This is a genomic window from Arthrobacter sp. 01L42 (assembly GCF_056400005.1).
The window spans coordinates 69,107-86,484 of sequence record NZ_JBFTSL010000008.1 but is presented as its reverse complement, the minus strand read 5'-3'; the positions used below and the strand labels follow the sequence as shown (position 1 = coordinate 86,484).

Here is a 17,378-nt window from a genome sequence, read left to right as displayed (position 1 = left end):
ATGCAGTTGTGGAATGTCGCCCATGATCCCCACCGCAACTTTGGAAAACCTTGGTACCGGTCCCACGTGAGGCCGCCGGGCCCACGAAAGCCTGCCGATGCGCTGGACTCCGACTATACACTGAGTGTATAGATGGAGGTGTGAACAACTCTCTTGCCCTCCTCGGGCTGCTGAGCCGGGAGCCCAGCTATGGGTACGACCTGAAGCATTCCTATGACCGCTATTTCGGCACCCAGAAACCGTTGGCATTCGGGCAGGTGTATTCCACGCTGGCCCGTATGTTCCGTGACGAGCTGATCATCGCCTTGGGTGAGGAGAGCGGCGGCGGTCCGGACCGCAAGAAGTATGAGGCCACCGTTGCCGGCAGGGACAAGGTGCGGCAGTGGCTCTTCACCCCCGATGTGCCCTCCGAAACCCTGCAGAGCGAGCTGTTCGCCAAGACCGTGGTCGCCTTGCTGCTCGACGACGACGCCGACCGGTTGTTGGATGCGCAGCGCGCCGAGCACATGGCCCGGATGCGCGAGTTGACCCGCCTCAAGCGCGACGCCGACCTGCTGCAGGTGCTGATGTGCGACTACGGCCTCTTTCACATCGAGGCGGACCTGCGCTGGATCGAGCTGACCAGTGCCCGGCTGACCGCACTCAAGAAGGAGCTCCAGAGCGCATGAGCACGATCGAGACCACTGCACCCATCCTCAGCGCCCGCGGTGTCCGCCACGCGTTCGGACAGACCGAGGCGCTGCGCGGTATCGACGTCGACGTTCACGCCGGTGAGGTACTCGCGGTCATGGGCCCGTCGGGGTCGGGTAAGTCCACCCTGCTGCACTGCCTGGCCGGCATCCTTGCCCCGGACGGCGGCGCCGTGGCCTATGCGCCCCGCGGCCAGGAGCCCGTCAGCATCAGCGGACTGGGTGAGGCTGAAAGGTTCCGGCTGCGTTTGACCGACTTCGGCTTCGTTTTCCAGTTTGGCCAGCTGCTGCCCGAACTCACGGCGCTGGACAATGTCAGCCTTCCCCTGCTTCTGGGCGGTACCAAACGGGCCGAAGCACGCCGGCGCTCGCAGGAAGTGCTCGAACGGCTCGGGCTGGACGGATGCACTGCCAAGCTGCCGGGGGAGCTCTCGGGAGGCCAGGCCCAGCGGGTGGCCATCGCCCGCGCCCTGGTGACCTCTCCCGCAGTCTTGTTCGCCGATGAACCCACCGGGTCCCTGGATTCCCTGGCGGCCGAGAACGTCCTGACGCTGATGCTGGACCTTGTCCGGGAAACCGGCACCACCGTAGTGATGATCACCCACGACGCCCGGACCGCCGCATATGCCGACCGGGAAGTGATCGTGCGCGACGGAAGCGTCGCTGCCGGCCACCGGGTGCTGGCATGAACCCGGCACTTCTGAAAATAGCGCTGCTTGGCAGCAGGTCCTCCTGGGGCCGGATGGCCGGTGTAGGCGGCGGCGTGGCAATCGGCGTGTGCCTGGTGCTCTTGCTGTGGAGTGCGGCGAACGGTCTGGCCCAGCGCGACGCGCGGGGCGCCTGGCTCCGCGAGCTGGGCCAGCCCTCGGTCACCCTTGCGCTGGCAGCCGACGGGCTCACCGCCAGCGGCCGTCCCGAACCGATCCCGTTGACACCGGACAAGATTCTGCTGGGATTCCCGGCAGATATCTTCCGTGACCAGCTCATCAGTCATCGCGACGTCGCCGCGCTCCCCACAACCACCGTGAAAATTCCGGGCATCGAGGCCCCGCCGGCACCGGGAGAATACTACGCCTCGCCCGCCCTGCAGCGACTGATCGAATCGACTCCGGCTGAGGAGCTGGGGGACCGGTACGGCCAGTTTGCGGGCGTCATCGACGACGCCGCCCTCCCGGGCCCAGATGCCTTGGTGGTCATCACCGGCGTTACGGAGGCCCGGCTCCGGCAGGGTCCGGCGGCAATGTTCGTCACGGACTTCACCACCAATCCCTACGGCGAGAGCGCCAGCCTGTACCGCACGGCGCTGCTGGTCGGCGGAATCGCGGTGCTGTTCCCGGTGCTCCTGCTGGTCAGCATCGCGACAGGCCTGGGCGCGGCCCAGCGCCGGGAACGCTTTGCCACCCTTCGCCTCATCGGCGCGTCGCCGCGGCTGATTTCAGGAATGGCGGCCGTGGAGACCGCCATCCCCAGCCTGGCCGGTGCCCTGCTCGGCGTCGTCATGGCGGCTGTGTTCGGGCCGGCCGCAGCCCAGATCCCCGTCAACGGCACCAGAGTGTTCGTGGCGGATTTCACCTTCGGCGCGGAATCTGCGCTGGCCGCCGTCGTGCTCGTGGTGGCTGCGTGCGCGCTGGTGGCCGCGGGGCGCACTGCCCGGACGGGCATTGGCCCGCTGGGAGTTACACGGGCCGTGCATGAGAAAGCGCCCACGCTGTGGCGGGCCGTGCCGTTGCTGGCCGGCCTGGCGGGCATGGCCACAGGCGCCGTGCTGGCCAGGATCGACACGGACGGCAACCCGTGGACTTCTCCGCTGCTGCTCGGCGGCTTCGCGCTGACCGCCGTCGGCATCGTCACCATCGGCCCGTGGCTGACCCGGATTGCCAGCACCATCGGCCTGCACCGGGCGCGCAGCGCAGCCTCCGTCATCGCCGCCAGCCGCATCAGCAGAACGCCCGTTGCCACCTTCCGCTCCGTGTCCGGGCTGGTCATTGCCGTCTTCATGGTCTCCGTCTTCGCCGGAGGCGCCAGCGCAATTGAAACCGCTGAACCGCCTGAGGCCCGTCCGGGATTGCTCCTGCCCACCAGCGTCTACGCGCTCGTGGCGCCCGGACACGCTGCCGGCCAGGTGTCGGCCGCTGCCCAGAGGGCTGGGGAACGTGCCGGAATCCGCGACGTCACCATCGGCTACGCCCCTGCTGCCCCCGGCCCGACGGGCATCGATGACATATACATCGCGGCCGGGGATGCACCGTCACTCGGGTTCCCGGAGAGCCGGGCAGAGCACCTTGCGGCCTTCGATGCGTCGTTCTTGAATTCCTGGACCACCGCGCCGGTCCCGCTCACGGCCGCGCCCGTCCAGAGCCTGGCCGGCCTGGCTCCGGTGGTCATGGTAGCCGGTACCGACGGGACACCTGCGGCGATTGACCGGGCGCGCACGGCCTTGAATACGTCGGGGGTCACTGCCACGCCCGCCACCTCCCGAGCGGACACCGCAACGACGAGCAGCGCCCGGCTCATCCAGGGGCTGGCGGCCCTTGCCTACCTCGGCGCCTTCGTCGCCGTAGTCATCGCCGGCATTTCGCTGGCCGTGTCCACGGCTGCCGCGATCCTGGACCGAAAACGCGTGCTGGGCCTGATGCGGCTGATGGGCATGCCCGTTGAAGTTGTTCGCGGGGTCATCGCAAGAGAGGCGGCGGTTCCCCTTGTGGCAGTGCTTCTGCTGTCAGCCGGGCTCGGATTCTTCGTGGCCTGGCTGATGGTTATCTCATTTGGCGGGGGCCGGAACATCACCTGGCCCGGCCCCGGATATTACGCCGCCCTGTCCTTCAGCATCCTGCTCGCACTGGCCGCAGTGGCAGCTGCCTTCGGCCTGGTCCGTTCCAGCACCGCTATCCCGGCCACCCGATTCGAGTAAGAACACGGACCTGGCTTTGGGCCTTCCCCGCTTCTAGCCCTCGCAGTCCGTGCAGTAGATATCGGTGCCGGACCGTCGGGCGATCTGGGAACGGTGCCGGACCAGGAAACAGGAGCTGCAGGTGAACTCGTCGTCGGCCTGCGGGATGACCTGGACAATCAGCTCTTCGGCGATGAACTCGCCGCCGGGGACTCCGGCCCCGTCCAGCCCGTCGGCCTCGTCCAGTTCCTGGACGACGCTGCGGGCGTCCGGTGCGTTGGCGGACTGAAGTGCTTCCAGGGAGTTTTCCTGGGTTTCCTTAACGTCCGAGCGGACTTCGTCGTAATCGGTTGCCACGTGGCTTGTTCGCTTTCTCGAGTCTTAACTAGGCTAAGTGCAACGTACGGCACCCCGCGGTTGTTCCGCAGGCGAGGCCAGAATCCACGCCGTGCGGCGTTCGCCGGCCACACCATGGGCGCGGTGCCGGGCGCCGCCGCAGTTCGGGCCTAGGATCAACGGCATGATGCAGGGACCAATCGACGCCGCCGACGGGAAGAACTCGCTCAGCGTCGATGCTGGGATACTCGAGAGCGTCTGGCGCCCGGGTTCCTTTGTGGACGCCGAAGATGCCAGGGACGCCATGCTTGCCGTGGACCGGATCAGTGGCGGGACGCCGATGCCAATGCTCTCCGAGATGACCGACGTGGTGTTCAGCGCGGCGGCCAGATACCAATTCGCACAGAGCAGGGGCGTGGTGGCCATCGCGGTCCTCGGATCCAGCACAGTCGACAGGGTGATCGCTTCCGCCACGAGCCGGGAGACCAAGTACCCGCACGAGTTCTTTACATCCAGGACCGACGCAATCGCATGGCTGAAGGAAGTCATCCAGAGCCGCGATTAGGAATTGCCACAGGGCCTGGCACCGCAATCAAATCCGCTCCCGATCCGAGACAGACCGGTCTTTCCCGTTGTAAAGTGTCTTCACGGTCTTCCGCCCCGCTGGCTCCAGGAATGTATGCAGGGCTCTCGGGATCGTGGCCGGTTCCGGGCTCTGCCGGAACGGGAACAAAGGAATCGCCAATGTCCATTGACTTGTCGTCCCGTGCGGAACCCTCACACGGACACACGCCCACGGACGCGTCGGTCAATGGGCCGGAGGACAGCTGGGCGCGGGGGATACGCCTGCAGGCCACCGAGATCATCGCCGAAGTGCTGTCTGATTCTTCGCCGGGGCAGGCCCGTGCACGGGAGCAGCTGTGCCGTTTGCTGCAGGCCAACCCGGGCCGGCCGGAAGCAGCGCTGGCGGAACACCTGATCGCCCTCCGGGAAGAAACTGCCCGGGACCGCCGAACCAACCTGACACTCGTCAAGGACGAAGGGGCGGCGGAAACGCCCGCATAGCCCCCGTCATCAGGCGCCGGACGGGCGCCGTTCAGCCGCCCGCCAACCCCTGCTGCATCACCGTCCCATCGAGCGCGTGCGCTATGGCCGCGCGGATGCGGGCGTGCTCGGAGGCTTTTCCGGGGAGGGAGCCTAGACCGGGCGGCCAGCTCGACAGGCTCACGGTTCGCGTCGGTTCGCGGCAGCCCGGCTCCGCGGCAACAGGAATCCGACGGCAACAAGCCAGAGGAGGCCGCCGAACCGCCCGACGGGCAGCAGGAACTGGAGCGGCTCGATCACCATGGAGAGGAAACTTAGTTCGGACAGGGCGGCGATGACCAGGCCGGCCCAGGCCAGCCAGCGCGGCACGAAGCGCAGGATGAGGGCGGGGACGGCGATTCCGGCGATGAGGAGTCCCAAGCCGACGACATAGGCGACGCCGCCCGTGATGAATGCGAGAAACGACAATGCATGGGTCAGCGGCACATCCGTGGTGATTTCCGGGCGGCTCAGGACCCACCCCACGGCGGCCGAGAGCATGAGGAACACCGAGGCGGCAATGCCGCCAAAGAAGCCGATTGCAGGCCCGGGGACGCGCACGCCAAGCCGGAGCTGCCGGGCGTAAACGGTGGCCGCAAAGATGCCGAGCGGGACCGCTGAGCCGAATTGGAACAGGCTGGCGAGCCGCACGGCGTCGGTGCTCCCGTGAAAATATGCCGCGACCTGGCCGGCGGGGGAGAAGGGCGAGACGTAGGCCTGCCCGTTGGTGAGCATCGCGCTGCTGAGCAGGGCTGCGATCGTGAGTCCCAGACTCACGGCCGCCAGGATGCCCGGGTTGGGGCCGCCGGATCGCGTCGACGGAGCAGTGTGGTGGGAGGACAGGTCAGTCATGATCGCTTCTTTCCGATAATTACGTCACAACTAAAATGATTCACCTGTTGAATGATTCTGTCAATGGCGTAATATTGGGGCATGGACTCACCGGATCCGCCGCGGCCGAAGCGAACCGCTTTCCTGCTGTCCCAGCTCGGGGCGCTGGCATCGGCACGCTTCGCCGAGCGCACGCGCGAACTCGGCTTGACCCCAAGCGACGCGGGTGTCCTCCGCCTGCTCGGCCGCAGCCCCGGACTGAGCCAGCGGTCCCTGGCCGACCGCCTGGGCGCGGTGCCGAGCCGCGTTGTTCCCCTCATCGACTCGCTGGAAAGGCGAGGGCTGGTGGACCGCGTGCGCAGCAGCGCCGACCGGCGGAACTACGAGCTCCGGCTGACGGCCGAGGGAACGAAGGTTCTCGGAGCACTGCGCGGAATCGCCGAACGGCACGAGACCGAACTCCTGGCCCCCCTGACCAGCGAACAGTCTGCGCAGCTGGGGATCCTGCTGGCCAGGTTGGCCAGCGCCCATGCCCTCGACACGGACCTGCATCGGGACACGAGGCCGGAATGAACCCGGCGTGCCGGCCGGTTCTTCGAGGCGATAGCCGTCCTTTTCAGCCGGCGGGCAGTGTGGGATCATCCCGGTATGGGCGAAAATACTGAACCGCGGGTGACCTTGCCCTCCGGCCCCGAGCGCCTGAAGGGCACGCATCACCGCGACGTTGATGGCTACGGAAATCCGATTACGCAGCAGCTGCGCATCATCGGTCAGCGGCGCCGCGAAGCCGAAGAAAAGCTCGACCGGCACCTGCAGGACGCACGCAAGAGCCACTGAGCGCGGCATGGGCGATGGTAAAGGCAGGCACCCGTGGGGTGCCTGCCTTTCCTTTCCGTGCCCGTCTACTTGGCGGCCACTGCGAACGGCGACGCCTTCTCGGGCGCAGCCACGGGCCCTGCCGCGGCTCGGAACGGGTTGCAGATCCTTACAGCCAGGCGGGCGGACTTTTCCGCGGACCGGGTCCGGGATTTCAGTCGCCTGCGGGCCCAGCTGGTCGAACCCGACTCGGAACTCGCGCTACGCATTTCCGGAATTTCACCCGCAGCGGGTGAGGCCCATGCCGGACCTAATGCAAACAATGGTCATACCCTCCAAAGAGAGGGCTGAGGGACAGGCCGTCCCGGAAACGAGAACGCATCTTTGAGAGCAGGAAAAGCAAATGAGTTTCCGGGAAGACTATTGGGATATTTTGACGAAACCAAGAGCCGGGTGCTGGTCTGACGGCGTTCGCGCCTTGAAGTACGTTTAGGCAGCCGTGCGCGGATTCTTCCAGGACGCGGAAACGTTTGCCTTGCTCCTGCTGGCGGCCCACATATTACTCGTGACCGTCGCAGCTGTCCTGGTGTCGATGAATCGCCGTCCATCCTCTGCCATTGCCTGGGTGCTCGCCATAATTTTCATACCGATCCTTGGTGCCGTCGCATATTTCTTCGTTGGTTACTCGAAACTGCCCAAGGCGCGCAGGGACAAACAGCGCGAAGTCAACGCTCTGGTCCTGTCACGGACTGAAGGCAGCCCGTTCATTAGCCGCGGCCTTGATTGGCCGGAATGGCTGCATTCGGCGGTGGTGTTGAACAGCAACCTTGGGGCCCTCCCTATGGTCTCGGGCAACAGTGCGACCCTGTTGGGCGAGTACAACGGAGCTTTCGATGCCATGATCGCTGATATTGATTCGGCCACAAGTTATGTGCACGTGGAGTTTTACATCCTCGTGCTGGACGCAACGACAGAGCCGTATTTTCAGTCGCTGGCCCGGGCACGACGGCGCGGCGTTGACGTGCGGGTTCTGTCCGATCATCTGGCTGGCCTGAAGTTCCCCGGCCGGAAAGAAACCCTGGAGTTCCTCCAGGAGATAGGGGCGGAATATCGCCCCATGCTGCCGGTGCGGCCGTGGCGTGGCGAATGGCAGAGGCCGGACCTGCGCAATCACCGGAAGATCTGCGTCGTCGATGGCCGCGTGGGATTCACGGGGTCCCAGAACCTCATCGACGCGAGCTACGACACGAAGAGCAACCTGAAGCGCGGGCTTCAGTGGCACGAACTGATGATGCGCGTTGAAGGACCAGTGGTCCGGGAGCTGGATGCGGTCTTCGCGACAGATTGGTACAGCGAAACGGGTGTGATCCTGCCACTGGATTCCAGCGCCATAGGCGTCAGCCATCATTCTGCACTCATCGACGCACAAGTCCTGCCCAGTGGCCCCAGCTTCGACAACGACAACAATTTGAAGCTCTACGCGACGCTTATCCACAAAGCTGAGCGTCGCGTCAGCATCACCAGTCCATACTTTGTCCCGGACGAATCCATCCTGATGGCTATTGTCACGGCAGCTGCGCGGGGGCTGAGCGTCGAGCTCTTTGTTTCCGAGGTCGGCGACCAGAGCATGGTCTATCACGCGCAGCGTTCGTACTACGAAGCACTGCTTCGCGCCGGCGTCAGGATTTACCTTTACCGGGCGCCGAAGGTGCTGCACTCCAAGCACTTCACTATCGATGAGGAAGTTGCGGTGATTGGGTCCAGCAACATGGATGTGCGTTCCTTCAGCCTCAACATGGAGGTATCCGTACTTGTGCACGGGCGCGATTTTGTGGACGCAATTCGCGGGATCGAAGACGGGTACCGCGTGGAAAGCCGCGAGCTGCAGCTCGAGGACTGGATCCGGCGGCCCGTAGCCCAAAAGGTATTCGACAATCTGGCGCGCCTGACCGCGTCTCTTCAATAGGGAACAGGTTCAGAGCCGACGGCGCTGCAAACACCGAGGCCCTGGCCCGGAAACCCCTGGACGTGCTCAGGCTCAGTCGGTGCTACCCGGAGGGCCGGTATTCCTGGGCCGTAAGGTGCCAGGCGGCTCCGGTGGTGCTGACTATCAGCGCGTATGTCCCTGGAGCCAGGCTGATGCCGATCGCCCCGGCGCCGGCCTTGGCCAGGGACAGCACGGTGAGGGCCGGTCCTTTCACGGGTTGGAGATAGGCAATGGCGGCCCCGGTGAAGGTGTACTCGATGTGAAGCCTGCCGGTGAGGGTTACGAGTGGGCCCGGGGGTTTTGTGCCGGAGGCCTCCGCGACGGTGACCCATTCTTTCACCGGGGGCGGCGCGGCCGGATGCAGCAGTGCGTTCATCGCGGCAACTGTGGCGCTGACAGTCCTGGTGACGGGGGCGGCGCTGACGCAGACCACCGCACCGGCGAGGGTGACGACCAGGACAGTCGAGGCCAGGCGCAGGCCGCGTCGCAGGGAGTTGGTCCCGGCCAACGGCATGGATGCGCCGTCGGCGGCGTACTCATTGGTGATCCGGAATAGGTCAATGAGCCACCAGATGCCGGCGCCGCCCAGCGTCAACAGCTTCAGGGTGCCGGTAAACGGCTTGTGGAGGTAGAACCTGTCCGCGCCGCTGAAGCCCAGGAACAATGACAGCAGCCACGCCGTGCGCAGGGAACGCATCGGCGGCGGGTCACCGTCGAAGACAAGCCCGTACTGCTCGGTCGTGGGCACATTCCCGATTCTGGAACAGCCACGTCCGGATGTCCACGGTCATGTGGTGTGCGCTTGCGACATGCACCGTCACGGTCCGTCCTGCGACTCGCGTTCCGGAGGCATGGTCGCTGCGGTGGCCGCAGCCGGTTCCGCCGGACGTTTTCCGGTGGCACTCCAGCTGGTGAGGAAGTCGAGTCGGCAAAGAGGGCGCGGCCCGAATGCTTAAAGTTATGGCCCGGTTGCGGGCAGGACACTCAGTCCATCGATTAGGGTCGGGGCATGACCTTGAGCTTGGACGGCCCGCCGGACATTCGTGAGCAGGAATGCTCCTGTTGCGCATGTCTACCGGAGGGACACGTCGAAGAGCCCCTGGACCGGGCGGATGACACACGATGGCGCCAGTCCGGGTTTTTGGACAAAGGTCCGTAAACGCCTGGAAATACGCCGTTAGCCAGCGCCCGGTCAGTCTCTTAGGATCCCACCCGCGGAGAATGCGCCGAGCCGTCGGCTCTTCATGACCGGATATTCTCGGGTCGAAGCTTATGAAGGCCCGGTCACCATCAGAGCTTCAAGTGCGCTGGAAAGTTCGTCACGCAGTCCCGTCAGGTCCGGGCAAGTCCCGGGATCGGCGATTGTGGTGATGGTCAGCGTGCCGGCGTAGGAGAAGACTGCAAAGGCAACCGTTACGTTACCGCTGATCGCTCCGAGTGGAATGATCCCGGTTACCGGCCTGCCCGCGATCGCCAGGGCTCGTTCGGGCCCCCGCAGGTTCGTGACGAATGTATGGACAAGGTGTTGGTGGTCTATGACGAAGCGGTAGGCGCCAAGGTGCGCTGCGGCCCGGGATATGGGGCCGATGATTGCAGTGGAGGCCCCGGGAGGCCGCTGCTTGACGCTCCTCATCGTTGCGGCAACAGTTGCCACCCGTCCCTTGGCCGGACCGACCGCGGGAACGGTCACCGGGATGATGCCGCTCCGGTTCCCCAGATAGGTGATTGTCGTGTGGCGGCGTGCCGAAAACAGCACAGAGATGACGAACTCTTCGACATATTCGCCCCGTGCCAGGAGCAGGCGGTGCAGGGCGGTCGCGACGGCGGTGAGGATGAGATCGTTGACGGTCGCTCCCTGCATGTGCGCGGCGTCTCTGACGGCCTCCATGTCGCAGCGGAGGACGGCAAGCGTCCGTTGCGGACCTGTCGGGCGGTTGAGTGAGGTGCGGGCAGCCCGGGGTTTGCCCGTCTGCCGCAGTTCGGAGGCTCCGGCGGCTGCGGTCCGCAGTGAGGCCGGGAGCCGGGCCAGTGCGTTGAATCGGCTCCTTGCAGCATCAATGGCCAGGTAGAGCGCCGAGTATGGAATCTCTGGCTCCCGGCGACCGTCCCACCCGGCTTCCGCGGCTGCCAGGGCCTCCAGGACGGCGAGACCCCCAATTCCATCCGTGAGGACATGATGGAAAACGAAAACAAGCGCTGACCGGTCCTGGCTCACGCCGGTGATGAGCTTGGCTGACCAGAGAGGACGGTCGCGGGACAGCGGCGCAGCGAGCATTTCGGCTGCAATGTTGAGCACGGCTTCCTCACCACCGGGCGCCGGACAGGCGATCACGCCCAGATGGTGTGCCGGATCAAAGCCGGAATCATCCGCCCAAATGGGCCGCCCGCAGCCGAGGGGGACAGAGACCAGCCGCTGGCGCAGCCGGGGGACAGCGCCGAGCCGACGCGCCAGTGCTTCCAGGAGGGGTGCCGAATCTTCGCTGCCGTCCGTGCTGAGCATGAGGATGGCCCCGACTTGCATTGGCGCTGAGCCGATGTCCGCGTCCAGGGACATCATGTCCTCGGCGCTCACCCGGTCAACATGTTGTCTTGGCGTCATTTTCGGTCCCCGGAACCAGATCTCTGAATTCTCTGCACTCCTGGGAGGGAAGAAAACAGCAACCCACAAGTTGCTGAGCAGAGACAGCCTGCGACCCGACGTGGTCGTCATGTCCTCACTGTTGGGTCTTTGGGGCCTAGACGCTAGGGCAGAACGTCCCGCTTGCCCGCCATAGCCGAAGAGCCACCAGCGGCGCTGGATGATTTGGAGCAACGACGGCGGCAAGCCCCGCCGCTAGGACGCTTTCGCGCTTGTGGTACCGGGGCCGGCGTTGACTGCTGCCGCCACCAGGCGGTCGAAGCTGGCGGTTCCGTTCTCCGGAGGCACAACCGTGAACACCGCAACCCATTTCTCGGGGGCATGTTTCTCCAGCGTTGACGCCCGGGCCACATGCAGGTTCAGCCCGGGTACGCCGCTGACAAGGAGCGGAAGCTGCTCGCCGGTCTTGGTCATGTGCCGGAATTGGCTGACCGACAATTGGTCACCCGGGCTGCTCGTGACCTCTGCGAGGGTGTCATTGATCCTCTTGGTCAGCCCCCGCATGAAGCGCTGCTGGGCCATGACCGTGCGCACCGTCAGAAGCGCGGCGAAGAAGAGGGTGAACAAAACCAGCGCACCGAAACTTCTGAGGAAGGGCAGAAAGATCATCAGGAACAGGCACAGAATCAGCCCCAAAATACTCGACATGATGAACTTGAAGACGGGGTTTTCGCCCGGTTTCTTTGACCAGCGAACGAGGGCGACGATGTCCTTCCGGGGCTGATCGCGCCGTGAAATTTCCATGATTAGTACCCCTTCACTTCCATGAGCGCTTCGGCCAGGATGATTGCCTCGCGTGCTTCCTTGAGATCGCCCAGCAACCCCATATCGGGAATGGCTCCTTTGGCCGCGGTGGAGCCGGCGATTTCGGAAAAGATGCTGCTCAACTTTTCGCGGTCCTGTGACAGCATCCGGGACGACGTCAGCTTAATTCTGCTCAGCTCAAGCTCCAGCAGTGACTTGTCGATGGCCTCACGACGCCCTTGCATGACCGCCAGCTTCTCGGTGACACGCTGGACACGGCCGCGGAGCATTGATTCCATCTTTCCTGCCACGACGTGGAGCTCGCACAGCGCGGTGTACGACTGCGGGGACCCGGAGTGAACGGCGAGCTGCTCACCGACGTAATGGCGCCGTCGTTCCCATTTCCGGACGGCGGACTCAGATGGTCCCAAGAGGAGGGAAACGGCTGCCAGTGCTTTGTCCAGCGACGCGGCCCGGGTGCTCAGGCTGCTGGTGGCGGCGTCCAGCCTCGACAGGAACGCGTCGTAGTTGTCGTGGGGCTGGGCGCTATCGGGATTCATGAGCCACCCGCGCGCGGTGGCGCGATTCCCCTCGCCGGAAATTGGCCCCGTCTCCCATGGCAAGAGGATAGAGGCTCCGGCCCCGTTGGCATAGAGTGCGGATTTGGATCCGGAGCATTTCGGGCCAGTGTCAGCGACACAGCGCACCACTAACACCGGGGAAGCACGGCGTGCGGGTCGTCGGGGGCGTGCGGCTCGCGGAGGGCGTCCGGGTCATGGACTCCGGCGGCGCCGGGAAGGGGTCGGTGGGGTAGTAACGGGCGACCTGTCGCATGTAGTTCGCCCACTGCGGGCCGGCGAGCATGTAGCCGTCAATGGCCTTGTAGAACTTGCCGTTGATGGTGATGTTCTGCCCGGGCCTCTTCTGGCCCTCCAGGGCGTCGCCGAAGAAGGAAGCCGTAGCGAGGCCGCTTGTGTAGCCCACCACCCAGGTGGCGCCATTGGTATTGGACGTGCCTGTCTTGGCCGCGACCGGGAACCGCTCCTGGACCTTGGGCTTGATGTAAACGCCGGACCCGCGTTTCAGCACGTCCTGCAGCACGGCGTTCACTCCGCGGGCGACCTCGGGCTTGATCGCCTTGTGACAGGAGCTGGTCTCGGCCGGCAGTTTCTGTCCCGCCGCGTCGTTCACTGCCGAAATGGCAATCGGCGTGCAGTAGGTTCCGTCGTTGGCAAAGGTGGCAAACGCGTTGGCCAGATGGAGAGGCGCCACGCCAATGGCGCCCAGCAGATTGCCCAGCTGGTGCATGTTGATTTGGGCGTTGTCCACGCCGCTGTGGAGCCCGGCGGCATCGACCATCTTCTGGATGCCGCAGAAGTCGAGTTGCGCGGCCTCGGCGAAGGTGGCGGTGTTGATGGAGTTATACAGCCCGTAGTCCACGCGCATGCGGCGGTAGTACCCGGCGTCGTTGTTCTGGAGGTCGTCCGCCGCGCCGAGGCTCTTCTGGCTGGTGCTGTAGGCCCCGAGCACCCTGCCGCAGCTTGATCTCCAGCGGAACCCGAGCGGATAGGAGCGCCGGGACGCGTCCACCATGGCGGAAAGGGACTTGCCCTCGTTGAGCCATTCGGCAAACGTGAACGGTTTCATGGTGGAGCCGGGCTGGAACCCGCCGGCGCCGTTGAGGTCGTTGCCGTTGGCGTCCTTGGAATCGACGTTGAAGTTCAGTTGCGTGTCGAATTTGCCAGGTGCCGGGAGAAACACGGTGTTTTGCGCCATCGCCAGGATCTTGCCGGTGCCGGGTGCGATGGAGACCATCGCGGCGCCCCACTTGTCCGGGTTGGCCCCGGCCGTGGCATCGACCTGCGCCTGCGCGGCCACTTGGAGCCGGCTGTCCAGGGTGGTGGTGATGGTCAGGCCGCCGCGGAACAGCTTCCGCTCGCGTTCGGCAATATCCGCGCCGTAGGCCGGATTGTTGAGAATGAGGTGGGAGACGTAGTCGCAGAAGTACGGTGCCATTTCCGCGCCGGCGCATCCCTGCCTCCCGGGGGTGATCTTGAGATCCACCGGGGCGGCCACGGCCGCTTCGTGCTGCGCTTGGGTGATGGCGCCATAGCTGAGCATCTTGGCGAGAACCTGGTTGCGCCGCTGGACGGCGTTTTCCGGATGGACGTCAGGATTATAGAAGCTGGGGCTGTTCACGAGGCCGGCCAGCAGGGCAGCCTGCGGCAGGGTGAGGTCCTTGGCAGTGGTGTTGAAGAAGTAGCGGGACGCAGCTTCGATGCCGTAGGCGTCCCGGGCGAAAAACACGATGTTCAGGTACCCCTCCAGGATCTGGTCCTTGGTGTATTTCTTCTCCAGTTCGACGGCGAGCCTCATCTCGCGGATCTTGTCGGCCATGCTCTTTTGCCCGTTGAGGACAATCTGGTCGCCCTTGTCCGCCGACACGAGGGATTCATTGAGCACGTTGGTGACGTACTGCTGGGTCAGGGTGGAGGCACCCTGCCTTCCGCCGTTGGTCAGGTTGGACACCAGCGCCCGGAGAATCCCCTGGGGGTCAATGCCGGCATGTTCGTAGAATCGCCGGTCCTCGATCGCGACGATCGCGTCCTTGATGTACGGGGACATTTGGTCGAGCCGGACCTTCACGCGGTTTTCAGCATAGAAGGTGGCGATCGGTTTCCCGTCGGCGGTGAGCACCCTGGTCGATTCCGACGGCGGATCAACAGTCAGTTCCGAGGGGAGGCTGTTGAACAATTTGATCGAGTCGCTGACGGCGACGCCGGTCGCGGCCACGGTGGGCACCAGAAGGCTGGCGGCCAGGACGCCGCACACCGCGCTCGCCGTCAGGAACCCGAATAGCCTCCACAGGGTCGTGGCTACTAGGGATCCGGTGCTTTTCCTGGGCGACATGCTGCCTGGACAGGCTAGGTCAATGAGTCGATGGCGACGGTGATCGCCAGGAGGAGCGGGACGTCCTCGCCGCCCGCGACTTCGACGCCGTAGGACTCGCGCACGCGGAACCACTTCTTGGAGATCGTGGCGACCGTTTGGCCGTCGCGCTCGATCTCGTACTCGTGGTCGACGATGTTGCCGTGTGCCTTCATGTCGGGGCCGCCTTTTACGTCGATCGAGAAGCGGTCCCGGAGCCCAACCAGGGCCTTGTGGACTGTCGCGGCGGTGTCGCCGCCGCGTTCGATGGCCACCTTGTCCCGGACCGAGAGCTTGCGCTCCTGGATGCTCGCCACCTCGTTTCCCGAGGTGTCCTCCAACACGAACGTGTCCCGGATTCGGACCGCCTTGCCGTTGACCTTGTAGGCGCGTTGGCCGTGGCTGTCTTCGATCCAGAAGTCGTCCCCGATCGACAGCAGTTTCTCGCGCATCTGAAACCGCTCGCCTATGGGTTCGTCATGCCGGTGCCGCAATAGTCCCATGCCCTGACCATAGGACCGCTCCGCCGGCCGGCACCTCACCCGAACCGGATGGTCCGGGCGGCTGAACTGTCCCCGCTGGTAACCTGAACATCATTGTTTGAGTAGTTGAATGGGCTGGGAGGGCCGGTGCCGGAAGTGCAGAAAGAACGCACCAAGCGGGCGGACGCCGTCCGGAACAAAGATGCCATCATTGACGCCGCGTTGACACGCCTCAGTGACAATCCCGGGGCAAGCATGGCTGAAATTGCTCGGGTTGCGGGGGTGGGCAGGGTGACCCTCTACGGCCACTTCGCAGACCGGAAGGACCTGGTTGGCGCGGTGTTCGAGAGGGCCATGGACCGCGCCGAGGCCGAACTCGCCGCTGTAGACATCGAGCAAGACACCTGGAACTCCTTGCAGGAGATCGTCCAGTCATCCTGGCGGGTCCTCCATCAATTTAACGCGCTTTTGGCGGCGGCCGAACCATACCTCTCAGCCGACCAAATCAGGGCTCACCACGACAAGCCGCTGGCCAGGGTGATGTCGGTGCTGGAAAAGGGCAGGAGTGAGGGGATCTTCCGTACCGATCATTCCCTCACGTGGCAGGCCGCCTGCTTCTACGCCATCCTCCACAGCGCGGCGGCCGAAATCCGGGCGGAACGACTGGATGAGGTCGCGGCGGCAAAGATCCTTCCGTCAACGATCCGGGCCCTCCTGGTCCCGCCGGACCTGCCGACCGATAAGTCTCTCCACTAGATCTACCGGGTGCCGCCGTGGCGCAGGAACTCGGTGATCTTCGTTGCCATGGCCTTGGACTGCGTCCAGTGCAGGTAGTGCTCGCCCCCAAGGGCCACCAGCTCGTGGCGCCGTACGTTGGCCAGCTGCCGTTCGTGCGCGCCGTACCAGTCCGGCTGCTGGTTCATCGTGTCCTGTGAAAGGAAGTAGAGCACCGGAAGTGCGTCGGGGTAGCGGAGATCCCGGAGCTTGGCGGCATTCTCGCCCATCCGGAGAGTTTCATCAGTGACTGCCGGGTTGCCGAAGTTCCAGCTCGTTATCTGACGCATTTGTTGGCGTTCTGCTGCCGTGAAGCTGCCGCCGCCGGGTTCTCCAAAACCCAGCGCCGTGGCCCAGCGGACCAGGCCTGTGGTCGACGGTGCGTGCGCCCACCAGTAGTCCGATGCAGGAGCCTCGGCGGGGTCGGTGGTTCCGCCTACGGACATCCTGCTGGCCGGAACGGTGGGGTCGATGCCGATAACGGCGGACACCTCCGCTGGATACTTGTTCGCGTAGTACAGCGTGGAAAAGCCGGCGATCGAGTGGCCCATGAGAGTGTATGGCGCCCTGATGCCGAGCTGTGACAGCACTTCATGAAGTTCTTCGGCGATGTTTTCAACGGTCCTTGGCCGGGCAGTCATGTCGCTTAAGCCGTAGCCGAATCCCTCAACAACCACTGTTCGGAAGCCGCGCATTTCCCGGACCAGGGGGGCAAAATCGAGCCCCGGGGCCGGGGTCCCGAGTCCACTGAGCAGCACGACCGTCGGCCCGGTCTCGCCGGTGCGGGTGACATTGATGGTTCCCTCATTGAGGTGAACCTTTTCGCCGTATGCGACCGTGTGGGACTTTTCGATCTGTTCCAGGATGAGATTGGCCGACGTCGAGACGGCGAGCAAGCCGGCCATGCTCAGCGCCACCACCCCCGCCATCCGCAGGCCCCGCCTCCACCGACGCTTGCGGGGCGGATTGTCCAGGGCTGGGCGGGTAGGGCGCGGCATCATGGCAAGACTCCAGGACGAAGGAACTGAGGTAGGCGGTGCGACGTCTCCGCGCTGGGACCGGTCCGGTCAGGCACTTTTGTTGACCAAAATAAATTATACAGCGCTGTTTGAGATAAAGCTCTGGAAGATCATGCCCAAGCTTTTTACAACCCCCGCCCACTAGGGTCGGCGGATGACCT

General features: G+C 64.7%; 18 protein-coding genes. 9 read left to right on the top strand and 9 right to left on the bottom strand.

What is annotated here, in order from left to right; translation table 11 throughout:
* Positions 1–140 precede the first annotated feature (140 nt).
* From AC1DN2_RS09150 to AC1DN2_RS09140, 3 genes are read left to right on the top strand one after another with little or no spacing between them, the layout of a single operon-like run.
* The gene (locus tag AC1DN2_RS09150) at positions 141–668 is read left to right on the top strand and encodes a PadR family transcriptional regulator (protein WP_476850079.1); all 528 of its coding nucleotides are present in this window, start codon (positions 141–143) and stop codon (positions 666–668) included.
* Entirely contained in the window at positions 665–1,378 is a 714-nt protein-coding gene (locus tag AC1DN2_RS09145) for an ABC transporter ATP-binding protein (protein WP_476850078.1), read from the top strand. The genes AC1DN2_RS09150 and AC1DN2_RS09145 overlap by 4 nt, the downstream gene beginning before the upstream one ends.
* Entirely contained in the window at positions 1,375–3,600 is a 2,226-nt protein-coding gene (locus tag AC1DN2_RS09140) for an FtsX-like permease family protein (RefSeq protein ID WP_476850077.1), read from the top strand. The genes AC1DN2_RS09145 and AC1DN2_RS09140 overlap by 4 nt, the downstream gene beginning before the upstream one ends.
* A gap of 33 nt (positions 3,601–3,633) precedes the next feature.
* Here the strand turns inward: AC1DN2_RS09140 and AC1DN2_RS09135 are convergent, their stop codons facing one another.
* Positions 3,634–3,936: a DUF4193 domain-containing protein gene (locus AC1DN2_RS09135; RefSeq protein WP_476850076.1), complete on the bottom strand. Its 303-nt coding sequence runs from the start codon at positions 3,934–3,936 to the stop codon at positions 3,634–3,636.
* A gap of 163 nt (positions 3,937–4,099) precedes the next feature.
* Here AC1DN2_RS09135 and AC1DN2_RS09130 point away from each other — a divergent pair, with 163 nt between their 5' ends.
* Together AC1DN2_RS09130 and AC1DN2_RS09125 are read left to right on the top strand one after the other, a co-directional pair.
* Positions 4,100–4,480: a DUF7793 family protein gene (locus tag AC1DN2_RS09130; protein WP_476850075.1), complete on the top strand. Its 381-nt coding sequence runs from the start codon at positions 4,100–4,102 to the stop codon at positions 4,478–4,480.
* Positions 4,481–4,659: 179 nt separating this feature from the next.
* Positions 4,660–4,980 carry a hypothetical protein gene (locus AC1DN2_RS09125; RefSeq protein WP_476850074.1) on the top strand — a complete coding sequence of 107 codons (321 nt, stop codon included), beginning with the start codon at positions 4,660–4,662 and terminating at the stop codon, positions 4,978–4,980.
* Positions 4,981–5,139: 159 nt separating this feature from the next.
* On the opposite strand, the gene AC1DN2_RS09120 is transcribed toward AC1DN2_RS09125, so the two are convergent.
* Positions 5,140–5,850, bottom strand: coding sequence for a hypothetical protein (locus AC1DN2_RS09120; RefSeq protein ID WP_476850073.1), 711 nt, complete (start codon positions 5,848–5,850; stop codon positions 5,140–5,142).
* Positions 5,851–5,931: 81 nt separating this feature from the next.
* Here AC1DN2_RS09120 and AC1DN2_RS09115 point away from each other — a divergent pair, with 81 nt between their 5' ends.
* From AC1DN2_RS09115 to cls, 3 genes are all read left to right on the top strand, one after another.
* Positions 5,932–6,402, top strand: a complete 471-nt coding sequence (locus tag AC1DN2_RS09115) for a MarR family winged helix-turn-helix transcriptional regulator (protein WP_476850072.1) — start codon at positions 5,932–5,934, stop codon at positions 6,400–6,402.
* Positions 6,403–6,477: 75 nt separating this feature from the next.
* Positions 6,478–6,666, top strand: coding sequence for a hypothetical protein (locus AC1DN2_RS09110; RefSeq protein ID WP_230011149.1), 189 nt, complete (start codon positions 6,478–6,480; stop codon positions 6,664–6,666).
* 478 nt (positions 6,667–7,144) lie between these two features.
* The gene (gene cls / locus AC1DN2_RS09105) at positions 7,145–8,611 is read left to right on the top strand and encodes a cardiolipin synthase (protein WP_476850071.1); all 1,467 of its coding nucleotides are present in this window, start codon (positions 7,145–7,147) and stop codon (positions 8,609–8,611) included.
* A gap of 82 nt (positions 8,612–8,693) precedes the next feature.
* On the opposite strand, the gene AC1DN2_RS09100 is transcribed toward cls, so the two are convergent.
* The 6 genes from AC1DN2_RS09100 to AC1DN2_RS09075 all read right to left on the bottom strand — a co-directional run bounded on the left by AC1DN2_RS09100 (position 8,694) and on the right by AC1DN2_RS09075 (position 15,394).
* On the bottom strand, positions 8,694–9,380 hold the full coding sequence (locus AC1DN2_RS09100) for a TM2 domain-containing protein (protein ID WP_476850070.1): 687 nt from the start codon (positions 9,378–9,380) through the stop codon (positions 8,694–8,696).
* A 522-nt stretch (positions 9,381–9,902) separates the two neighbouring features.
* On the bottom strand, positions 9,903–11,231 hold the full coding sequence (locus AC1DN2_RS09095; RefSeq protein WP_476850069.1) for a wax ester/triacylglycerol synthase domain-containing protein: 1,329 nt from the start codon (positions 11,229–11,231) through the stop codon (positions 9,903–9,905).
* A gap of 234 nt (positions 11,232–11,465) precedes the next feature.
* Positions 11,466–12,014 carry a hypothetical protein gene (locus AC1DN2_RS09090; protein ID WP_476850068.1) on the bottom strand — a complete coding sequence of 183 codons (549 nt, stop codon included), beginning with the start codon at positions 12,012–12,014 and terminating at the stop codon, positions 11,466–11,468.
* Positions 12,015–12,016: 2 nt separating this feature from the next.
* On the bottom strand, positions 12,017–12,574 hold the full coding sequence (locus AC1DN2_RS09085; RefSeq protein WP_223916843.1) for a hypothetical protein: 558 nt from the start codon (positions 12,572–12,574) through the stop codon (positions 12,017–12,019).
* A 130-nt stretch (positions 12,575–12,704) separates the two neighbouring features.
* Positions 12,705–14,924: a transglycosylase domain-containing protein gene (locus AC1DN2_RS09080; protein ID WP_476850067.1), complete on the bottom strand. Its 2,220-nt coding sequence runs from the start codon at positions 14,922–14,924 to the stop codon at positions 12,705–12,707.
* Positions 14,925–14,938: 14 nt separating this feature from the next.
* Positions 14,939–15,394 carry an LURP-one-related/scramblase family protein gene (locus tag AC1DN2_RS09075; RefSeq protein ID WP_476850066.1) on the bottom strand — a complete coding sequence of 152 codons (456 nt, stop codon included), beginning with the start codon at positions 15,392–15,394 and terminating at the stop codon, positions 14,939–14,941.
* A 285-nt stretch (positions 15,395–15,679) separates the two neighbouring features.
* Here AC1DN2_RS09075 and AC1DN2_RS09070 point away from each other — a divergent pair, with 285 nt between their 5' ends.
* Positions 15,680–16,180: a TetR/AcrR family transcriptional regulator gene (locus AC1DN2_RS09070; RefSeq protein WP_459385007.1), complete on the top strand. Its 501-nt coding sequence runs from the start codon at positions 15,680–15,682 to the stop codon at positions 16,178–16,180.
* A gap of 2 nt (positions 16,181–16,182) precedes the next feature.
* On the opposite strand, the gene AC1DN2_RS09065 is transcribed toward AC1DN2_RS09070, so the two are convergent.
* Positions 16,183–17,199, bottom strand: coding sequence for an alpha/beta fold hydrolase (locus AC1DN2_RS09065; protein WP_476850065.1), 1,017 nt, complete (start codon positions 17,197–17,199; stop codon positions 16,183–16,185).
* Between the last annotated feature and the right edge of the window lie 179 nt (positions 17,200–17,378).

What these genes read in the sequence shown, in the direction of transcription:
- AC1DN2_RS09145 (WP_476850078.1), top strand. Translation starts at nt 665, where the DNA reads ATGAGCACGATCGAGACCACTGCACCCATCCTCAGCGCCCGCGGTGTC.
- AC1DN2_RS09140 (WP_476850077.1), top strand. Translation starts at nt 1,375, where the DNA reads ATGAACCCGGCACTTCTGAAAATAGCGCTGCTTGGCAGCAGGTCCTCC.
- AC1DN2_RS09130 (WP_476850075.1), top strand. Translation starts at nt 4,100, where the DNA reads ATGATGCAGGGACCAATCGACGCCGCCGACGGGAAGAACTCGCTCAGC.
- AC1DN2_RS09125 (WP_476850074.1), top strand. Translation starts at nt 4,660, where the DNA reads ATGTCCATTGACTTGTCGTCCCGTGCGGAACCCTCACACGGACACACG.
- AC1DN2_RS09120 (WP_476850073.1), bottom strand. Translation starts at nt 5,850, where the DNA reads ATGACTGACCTGTCCTCCCACCACACTGCTCCGTCGACGCGATCCGGC.
- AC1DN2_RS09115 (WP_476850072.1), top strand. Translation starts at nt 5,932, where the DNA reads ATGGACTCACCGGATCCGCCGCGGCCGAAGCGAACCGCTTTCCTGCTG.
- AC1DN2_RS09110 (WP_230011149.1), top strand. Translation starts at nt 6,478, where the DNA reads ATGGGCGAAAATACTGAACCGCGGGTGACCTTGCCCTCCGGCCCCGAG.
- AC1DN2_RS09095 (WP_476850069.1), bottom strand. Translation starts at nt 11,231, where the DNA reads ATGACGCCAAGACAACATGTTGACCGGGTGAGCGCCGAGGACATGATG.
- AC1DN2_RS09090 (WP_476850068.1), bottom strand. Translation starts at nt 12,014, where the DNA reads ATGGAAATTTCACGGCGCGATCAGCCCCGGAAGGACATCGTCGCCCTC.
- AC1DN2_RS09085 (WP_223916843.1), bottom strand. Translation starts at nt 12,574, where the DNA reads ATGAATCCCGATAGCGCCCAGCCCCACGACAACTACGACGCGTTCCTG.
- AC1DN2_RS09080 (WP_476850067.1), bottom strand. Translation starts at nt 14,924, where the DNA reads ATGTCGCCCAGGAAAAGCACCGGATCCCTAGTAGCCACGACCCTGTGG.
- AC1DN2_RS09075 (WP_476850066.1), bottom strand. Translation starts at nt 15,394, where the DNA reads ATGCGCGAGAAACTGCTGTCGATCGGGGACGACTTCTGGATCGAAGAC.
- AC1DN2_RS09070 (WP_459385007.1), top strand. Translation starts at nt 15,680, where the DNA reads ATGGCTGAAATTGCTCGGGTTGCGGGGGTGGGCAGGGTGACCCTCTAC.
- AC1DN2_RS09065 (WP_476850065.1), bottom strand. Translation starts at nt 17,199, where the DNA reads ATGATGCCGCGCCCTACCCGCCCAGCCCTGGACAATCCGCCCCGCAAG.